This is a genomic window from Dokdonella sp. (genome assembly GCF_041395345.1).
Lineage (GTDB): Bacteria > Pseudomonadota > Gammaproteobacteria > Xanthomonadales > Rhodanobacteraceae > Dokdonella.
Genome location: NZ_JAWLAR010000031.1, coordinates 1 through 6,443, shown reverse-complemented (window position 1 = coordinate 6,443; position 6,443 = coordinate 1). Strand labels below are relative to the sequence as shown.

Annotated in this window: 9 protein-coding genes and 1 pseudogene; 5 read left to right on the top strand and 5 right to left on the bottom strand. The window is 61.0% G+C overall.

Going from position 1 to position 6,443, the window contains the following annotated elements; genetic code table 11:
- Positions 1-217: pseudogene (locus R3F00_RS17810) on the bottom strand (sulfurtransferase); the annotation flags it as partial.
- Between the two features lie 79 nt (positions 218-296).
- On the opposite strand from R3F00_RS17810, the gene R3F00_RS17805 reads away from it, so the two are divergent.
- The 4 genes from R3F00_RS17805 to R3F00_RS17790 all read left to right on the top strand — a co-directional run bounded on the left by R3F00_RS17805 (position 297) and on the right by R3F00_RS17790 (position 2,842).
- Positions 297-461, top strand: a complete 165-nt coding sequence (locus tag R3F00_RS17805; RefSeq protein ID WP_371281774.1) for a hypothetical protein — start codon at positions 297-299, stop codon at positions 459-461.
- 92 nt (positions 462-553) lie between these two features.
- Positions 554-1,405 (top strand): glutaminyl-peptide cyclotransferase, encoded by an 852-nt coding sequence (locus R3F00_RS17800; protein WP_371281775.1) that lies wholly within the window; start codon positions 554-556, stop codon positions 1,403-1,405.
- A 440-nt stretch (positions 1,406-1,845) separates the two neighbouring features.
- On the top strand, positions 1,846-2,496 hold the full coding sequence (locus R3F00_RS17795; protein WP_371283071.1) for a methyltransferase: 651 nt from the start codon (positions 1,846-1,848) through the stop codon (positions 2,494-2,496).
- A gap of 19 nt (positions 2,497-2,515) precedes the next feature.
- Positions 2,516-2,842: a YkgJ family cysteine cluster protein gene (locus R3F00_RS17790; protein WP_371281777.1), complete on the top strand. Its 327-nt coding sequence runs from the start codon at positions 2,516-2,518 to the stop codon at positions 2,840-2,842.
- Here the strand turns inward: R3F00_RS17790 and R3F00_RS17785 are convergent.
- From R3F00_RS17785 to R3F00_RS17770, 4 genes are all read right to left on the bottom strand, one after another.
- Entirely contained in the window at positions 2,828-3,007 is a 180-nt protein-coding gene (locus R3F00_RS17785) for an oxidoreductase-like domain-containing protein (RefSeq protein ID WP_371281778.1), read from the bottom strand. The genes R3F00_RS17790 and R3F00_RS17785 overlap by 15 nt on opposite strands.
- Positions 3,004-3,444 (bottom strand): thioredoxin TrxC, encoded by a 441-nt coding sequence (gene trxC / locus R3F00_RS17780; RefSeq protein WP_371283070.1) that lies wholly within the window; start codon positions 3,442-3,444, stop codon positions 3,004-3,006. The genes R3F00_RS17785 and trxC overlap by 4 nt, the downstream gene beginning before the upstream one ends.
- Before the next feature lie 72 nt (positions 3,445-3,516).
- Positions 3,517-4,179, bottom strand: coding sequence for a glutathione S-transferase (locus R3F00_RS17775; RefSeq protein WP_371281779.1), 663 nt, complete (start codon positions 4,177-4,179; stop codon positions 3,517-3,519).
- Positions 4,179-5,570: an FAD-binding oxidoreductase gene (locus R3F00_RS17770; RefSeq protein ID WP_371283069.1), complete on the bottom strand. Its 1,392-nt coding sequence runs from the start codon at positions 5,568-5,570 to the stop codon at positions 4,179-4,181. The genes R3F00_RS17775 and R3F00_RS17770 overlap by 1 nt, the downstream gene beginning before the upstream one ends.
- A gap of 169 nt (positions 5,571-5,739) precedes the next feature.
- Between R3F00_RS17770 and R3F00_RS17765 the strand changes: the two genes are divergently transcribed.
- Positions 5,740-6,443: NAD(P)-dependent oxidoreductase (locus R3F00_RS17765; protein ID WP_371283072.1), on the top strand; the 704-nt coding region annotated here is incomplete at its 3' end.

Here is a 6,443-nt window from a genome sequence, read left to right as displayed (position 1 = left end):
TGATCTCCATGCCGGAGAATCGTGCGTCGGCCAGCAGGCCGGCCAGAAACGACTCTATCCCCAAATCGGGGCCGGCCAGAAACAGGTTCAGGCCCTCGCGGGCGACCAGGATCGTGCCAAGCAGCGCGTTCTCCCCGGCCAGGTCGCGGAGCCCGGTCATGAGATGTTCCGGGTCGTCGATCTCGACAAACCGGTAAGCGGCGATATTCAGGATCATTCGCCAATTTTACGACATCGGGCAGTCGAGCGTTTGCAACTTCGCACTGGTCAGGCAGTCCAATCCGCGCTAAAAGGTCATGCCCCTGCCAAGGGGCAAGATCGAAGCCACCACAATGTGCCAGCGCACAAGCGAGGATGTCATGTCCAAGGGTATGGATTCAAAGAAGCAGACGAAAAAGAAGCCGGAGAAGACGCTCAAGGAAAAGCGTGCCGAGAAGGCCGAAAAGAAGAAGAGCAAATAGGTGATCTGTCATTTCGGGTCGCTGCCGGCCGCGTTGCAGGCAGCGACTTCCAGCCCTTCATGCCGCGCCTTCCCGCCGCTACAGGAAAATTGATGGTTCGCCTCGTTCCCCCTCCCTGTTCTGCATTCGACTTTCGAGTGACCCTGCTGACCGTGGCAGGCCTCTGGCTGTCGACTTCGAATGCGCAGGCCGCCGATGTCCCTCTGGTGACCACCGCCGCCATTCCGCCCGTTGTCCTCGAGTACGACATTCTCAATACCTTTCCGCATGACCGTGGCGCATTCACCCAGGGTCTGGTCTATCGCGACGGATTTCTCTACGAGAGCACAGGTTTGAATGGACATTCGAGCCTGCGCAAGGTGAAGCCCGATTCGGGGGAAGTCGTGCAACGGGAGACAGTCGACGCCAAGTATTTCGCTGAAGGCCTGACCGACTGGAAAGACCAGCTGATTCAGATTACCTGGCAATCCGGGCTGGCTCTCACCTACGACCTGAAGACATTCAAGCCCACCGGCAGCTTCACGTACCGGGGCGAAGGCTGGGGCATCACTCAGGACGGCCACAAGCTGATCATGAGCGATGGCACGGCGACGCTGCGCTATCTCGACCCGGAGACCCACGAGCAAACAGGCACCCTGGAAGTCACCTATGAGGGCAAGCCTCTGGCCAACCTCAACGAGCTGGAATTCGTGCGCGGACGCATTCTTGCAAACGTCTGGCAAAGCAACAGTATCGTTGTCATCGACCCTGCCGATGGCCGCGTTACCGCCCAGATCAACTTGCCCGACCTGCTCACTGCCAGCGATCGATCACCTGCCGTGGATGTACTCAACGGGATCGCCTACAACCCGAAAGACGACAGCCTGTTCGTGACTGGCAAATGGTGGCCGAAGGTCTTCGAGATCAGGTTGAAGAAGTCGGACCTGTTCGAGAAGAAACATTAGACCCGCTTCGGTTCGTGACCAGTGGGGTCACTCACCCCTTTGGGTGCCGAATCGACGCCGCCCCATGGCATTGGGCATCCCTGCGAAGGCAGGACGCGCCCGTAGCAGCCAGACGGCTGTTCATCCGGTTCCTCTTGGAGCGTTGCCGTGAAAGCCCGGGATGCGGGTTGCAGCCTCTGCTGAAACGACGCGCCTGAAGTCAGCGCCATTCACGCCCAAACCCTTCCGGGATAGACGCACGCGCTGATGCTGCCTGGTTTCAGCCGACATCACCGGTTGCATGCCGCCGCCGAATTACCGGCGCGACGCACGCAATTGCCGTAGTATGTGCGTGTTGTTTGTCCTTTGAGCGCGTCTCGATCGGCCGATTCCCCGTCGCCGTTACGCCCCTTTCGCGCCGTCATTCCGATCCTTGCCTTGACGCCTCCACGGGAGTGCCCATGCCGGGCTACCGTACCCGCCAGCTGGTCGTCCGGCTTGGCGGCCACGATTTCAGGATTCGTGCGCTCAGCGACTTGCAACAGTTCGCCGATCCGCTCGGTATTGCCGATCGTCTGGGAATTTCCTCTGCGCAATGGAGCCTGTTCGGGCAGGTCTGGCCTTCCGGTCGAGTTCTGGCGGAGGCGATGTGCAGCTTTGAAGTCACTGGCAAGCGCATCCTTGAAATCGGCTGCGGCCTGGGTCTCTCGAGCCTGGTATTGCAACGACGCAAGGCCGACATTACGGCCAGCGACCAGCATCCGCTGGCCCAGTCGTTCCTGGCGCGTAATGCGCGACTGAACCAGCTACCCGAACTGGCTTACTGCGATCTGAACTGGGCTGTTCCCGATCACACCCTCGGCCGCTTCGATCTGATGATCGGCAGCGACATCCTCTACGAACGACGCCACATCGAACAACTGGCCGACCTGCTCAAGCGACATGCCCAGGCTTGTGCGGAGATCGTGTTCACCGACCCCGGTCGAGGCAACAGTGCTCCGTTCACCCGAGCATTGGCCGAACAGGGCTACAGCGTCACCGAAGTGCGCAGTCGTTTCAACGAAAGCGACCTGCCACCGTTTCGTGGCCGTCTGCTCAGCTATCGACGCTGAGCCAAACCCGGATTCCCGCATGGCCCTGAACATTCATCCCGACGACTCCAAGCTTGACCCGACAGTGTCCTGCTCGAACTGCGAGGCAGTCTGCTGCAGGCTTACCGTGGTGCTCGATGCATCCGACCAGATTTCCGATGAACTGGTGGTGCATGGCGCCAACGGGGTCGACGTCATGGCGCATGCCGCGGACGGCTGGTGCATCGCGCTCGATCGCACAACCATGGGTTGCAGCATCTACGCACAAAGACCCAGGGTCTGCCGCAGGTTCGCCATGGGCGGCGGTTACTGCCGCCTGGAGCGACAGAAATTCAGCGACGCACGCATTCCGCTACGCGTTGCCTGAGTTGCCTCCACGCCGGGATTCCTCCCAGGCTGCCAATTCCTCGCGATAACGCTGCATGGCGTCGTCATAGAGGTCGAACACACAGCGCACGCAGCCCGAACCACAGCAGTCCAGCGGATCCGGCTCGACCGGCCGCTGCGGCTCGGGAAGATCGTGCGTGGTCACGGCAGCTGCTGTCGGGTCCACTGAACGATCTGGGTGCTGCTCATGCCACCACTCTGGCGCGCCAGTTCACGGCCTTGGCGAAAAAGAATCAGGGTCGGAATACTGCGGATCCCGAAACGCGCACCCAGTTGCTGCTGCGCCTCGGTATCGACCTTGGCCAGGCGCAGGCGCGGTTCAAGCTGGCCGGCAGCTGCCGAAAAATGCGGCGCCATGGAAAGGCAGGGACCGCACCACGGTGCCCAGAAGTCGATCAGGACGGGAAGGTCCCCGCGCAGGGCCTTGGCGTCGAAATCTGCAGAACCGAGCTCGTTCGGCTGGCCGCTAAACAGGGCCCTCTGGCAGCGGCCACAGACCGGCTTGTCGGCCAGCCTGTTTTCGGGAACCCGATTCATCGCAGCACAATGGAAACAGGGGATCATCAATGTCTTGTCAACCATGAACGCCTCGTCGCGATCGGTGTCTGGAGATCAAGATGGAGCCTGTTGTGTACAGCTCAAGGGAACCTTGGCTCATGCTGAATCGGCGACGAATGGAAACACCACGCCGGGTCGGTCGGCTGTCCACGGCTGTACCTTGTACATGCTTTCGACAAACACCGGTGCTGCGAGCAGGCTTTTCAACCAGTCCCTCAGATCCGGCCAGGGCTGTGCGCTGAACCAGTCGGGTTCGACCATCGAGAATTGCCTGACAAACGGCATGATCGCATGGTCACTGAGGCCGCCGTGTTCGCCGCCAAGCCATCGTTGCTCCTCGAGGATGGCTTGCAGACTGCGCAAATAGCGCGCGCCCTGCTCCCGACTTTCCTGCGCGATCGAATCCGGATATCGATTTGGATACTTGTAGCGATCCAGAGCCGACTTGAACTCTCCGTCGCACGCCGCGATCAGCGCCAGGGCATCGGACAGCGATTCCGTGCTCAGTGGCAACCAGAACGCCGGATCTCGACGCCGCAGTGCCCAAAGCATGATGTCGAGGCTCTGTTCGATGACGTGACCCGTTTCATCGATCAGCACCGGGACCGTGCCTTTCGGAGATACCGCCAGCATCTCGACAGGTTTGTTGCTCAGCACGACCTCGCGCAACTCGCAGGTCTGGGCGCTGATCCACAACGCCATGCGCGCGCGAATCGCATAAGGGCATCGCCTGAACGAATAGAGAACAGGCAGGGCCATCAGTCGCTGTCGAAAATCTTGCCCGGGTTCATGATGCCGCTCGGGTCGAGCACCCTCTTGATCTGACGCATCATTGCGATTTCGGCATCGCTGCGGGTGCCGGCCAGGTACTTCTTCTTGACCAGGCCAATGCCATGCTCCGCTGAAATGCTGCCGCCGAAGCGGGCCAGTGTTTCCGAAAGCAAGCTTGTTACGCGTTCGCAATCGGCGATGAATGCTTCTTCGCTGGTGCTTGCGCTCCTGATCACGTTGATGTGCAGGTTGCCGTCGCCTATATGGCCAAACCAGACGACTTCACATTCGGGGTATTCGCGATCGAAGATCTCGCGCATTGCCTGCATGAATGCGGGTATCGCGCTGGTGCGCACCGAGATGTCGTTCTTGTACGGTTTCAGCGGTGCCAGGCTCTCGGTGATGCCTTCGCGCAAACGCCACAGAGATGCCGCCTGCGACGAGCTCTGACTGATCACGCCATCGTTGACCCAACCATTTTCGAAACACTCCTCGAAGACTTCACCGGCCAGGGCCTGCTGTGTCTCGTCTGCCGCATCGAATTCCGCCACCAGGTAGTACGGTGAAACCTGCTCGAAGGGATCCTGTGCCCCGTGGGCGACAACGTGGGCCAGCGCGCGATCGGTAAAGAATTCGAATGCGCTGAGCCCGAGTTTGCGGCGGCAACTCGAAAACACCTGCATCAGCGCCTGCATGGCAGGTACCGCGAGCAGCATCACGTTTGAAGCCGGGGCCGGATCGGTCAGGCGGACACTGGCCTCGACAATCAGTCCGAGGGTGCCTTCTGCACCGATCATGAGATGGCGAAGATCGTAGCCGCTGGAGTTCTTGACCAGGCCGCGATTGAGGTCGAGCAGTTCCCCGCTGCCGCTAACCACCTTGAGCCCGGCAATCCATTCGCGCGTATTGCCATAGCGGATGACCCGGATGCCACCGGCATTGGTCGCGATGTTGCCGCCAATCGAGCAGGAACCACGCGCGGCGAAATCGACCGGGTAGATCAGGCCGTGCTCGATGGCAGCGCGTTGCAGGGCCTCGAGCGCGAGACCGGGTTGCACGGCAAGAATGCGGTCGACCGGATCGAATGCGAGCACGCGATTCATGCGCTCGAAACTGACCACCAACTCACCGTTGGCCGCCACGGCGCCGCCCGACAGCCCGGTACGACCACCGGAAGGGACCAGCGATATCGCTTCCTGCAATGCCCAGCGCACGATCGCCTGCACTTCCCCGATACTTGCGGGCAATGCAATGGCGAGTGGCGCAGGTGCCCAGCGTCGGGTCCAGTCCCGGCCATAGAACTCGAGATCGGCCGGACTCGTCTTCAGCATCAGCCCCGACAGATCTCGGCTCAGTCGCGACAGGGGTGAATCGGTCATGCGCGGGGTTTCCGTATCGCGGGAGGGTAACGCCATCAGCGTGCCAGTGATGCGGCATCGCGTCTACTGCTGCACTGCCGCAAAAGCACCGGGATCTGGCATAGTCGGCATCGACCGGGCGATTGCCTTCTGGTATCCGCTGAAACCAACTCTGCCCATGCGACCCATCATGAAGAAGACCTCCTACCCGAAGCAGGATATCCGCGTGCTGTTGCTCGAAGGCGTCAGCGCGAGTGCCGTGGACACCTTCAAGGCCGCCGGATATACGCAGATCGAATTGCATGACAAGTCGCTGCCCGAGGATGAACTGGGACGACGCATTGCCGATGCGCATCTGGTCGGCATTCGTTCACGCACCCAGTTGAGCTCCGATGTGCTGGCCCAGGCCAAGCGCCTGATCGCCGTGGGCTGCTTCTGCATCGGCACCAATCAGGTCGATCTCGACGCTGCGCAAGCCCTGGGCGTACCGGTTTTCAATGCGCCCTATTCGAACACGCGCAGCGTGGCCGAACTGGTGCTTGCCGAGGCCATCCTGCTCCTGCGGCGGATCCCCCAGAAGAATGCCGAATGCCACCGTGGCGGCTGGTCGAAATCGGCCAGTGGCAGTTTCGAAGTCCGCGACAAGGTGCTCGGCATCGTCGGCTACGGGCATATCGGCACCCAGGTCGGGCTGCTCGCCGAAGGCCTGGGCATGCGCGTGATCTTCCACGACATCGAACCCAAGCTGACGCTCGGCAACGCGCGCGCCGCAGCCGGCCTGAAGGACCTGTTGCAACGCTCGGATATCGTCACCCTGCACGTTCCGCAGACGCCGCAGACGGAAATGATGTTCGGCAAGGCGGAGTTCGCGATGATGCGCAAGGGCAGCGCCCT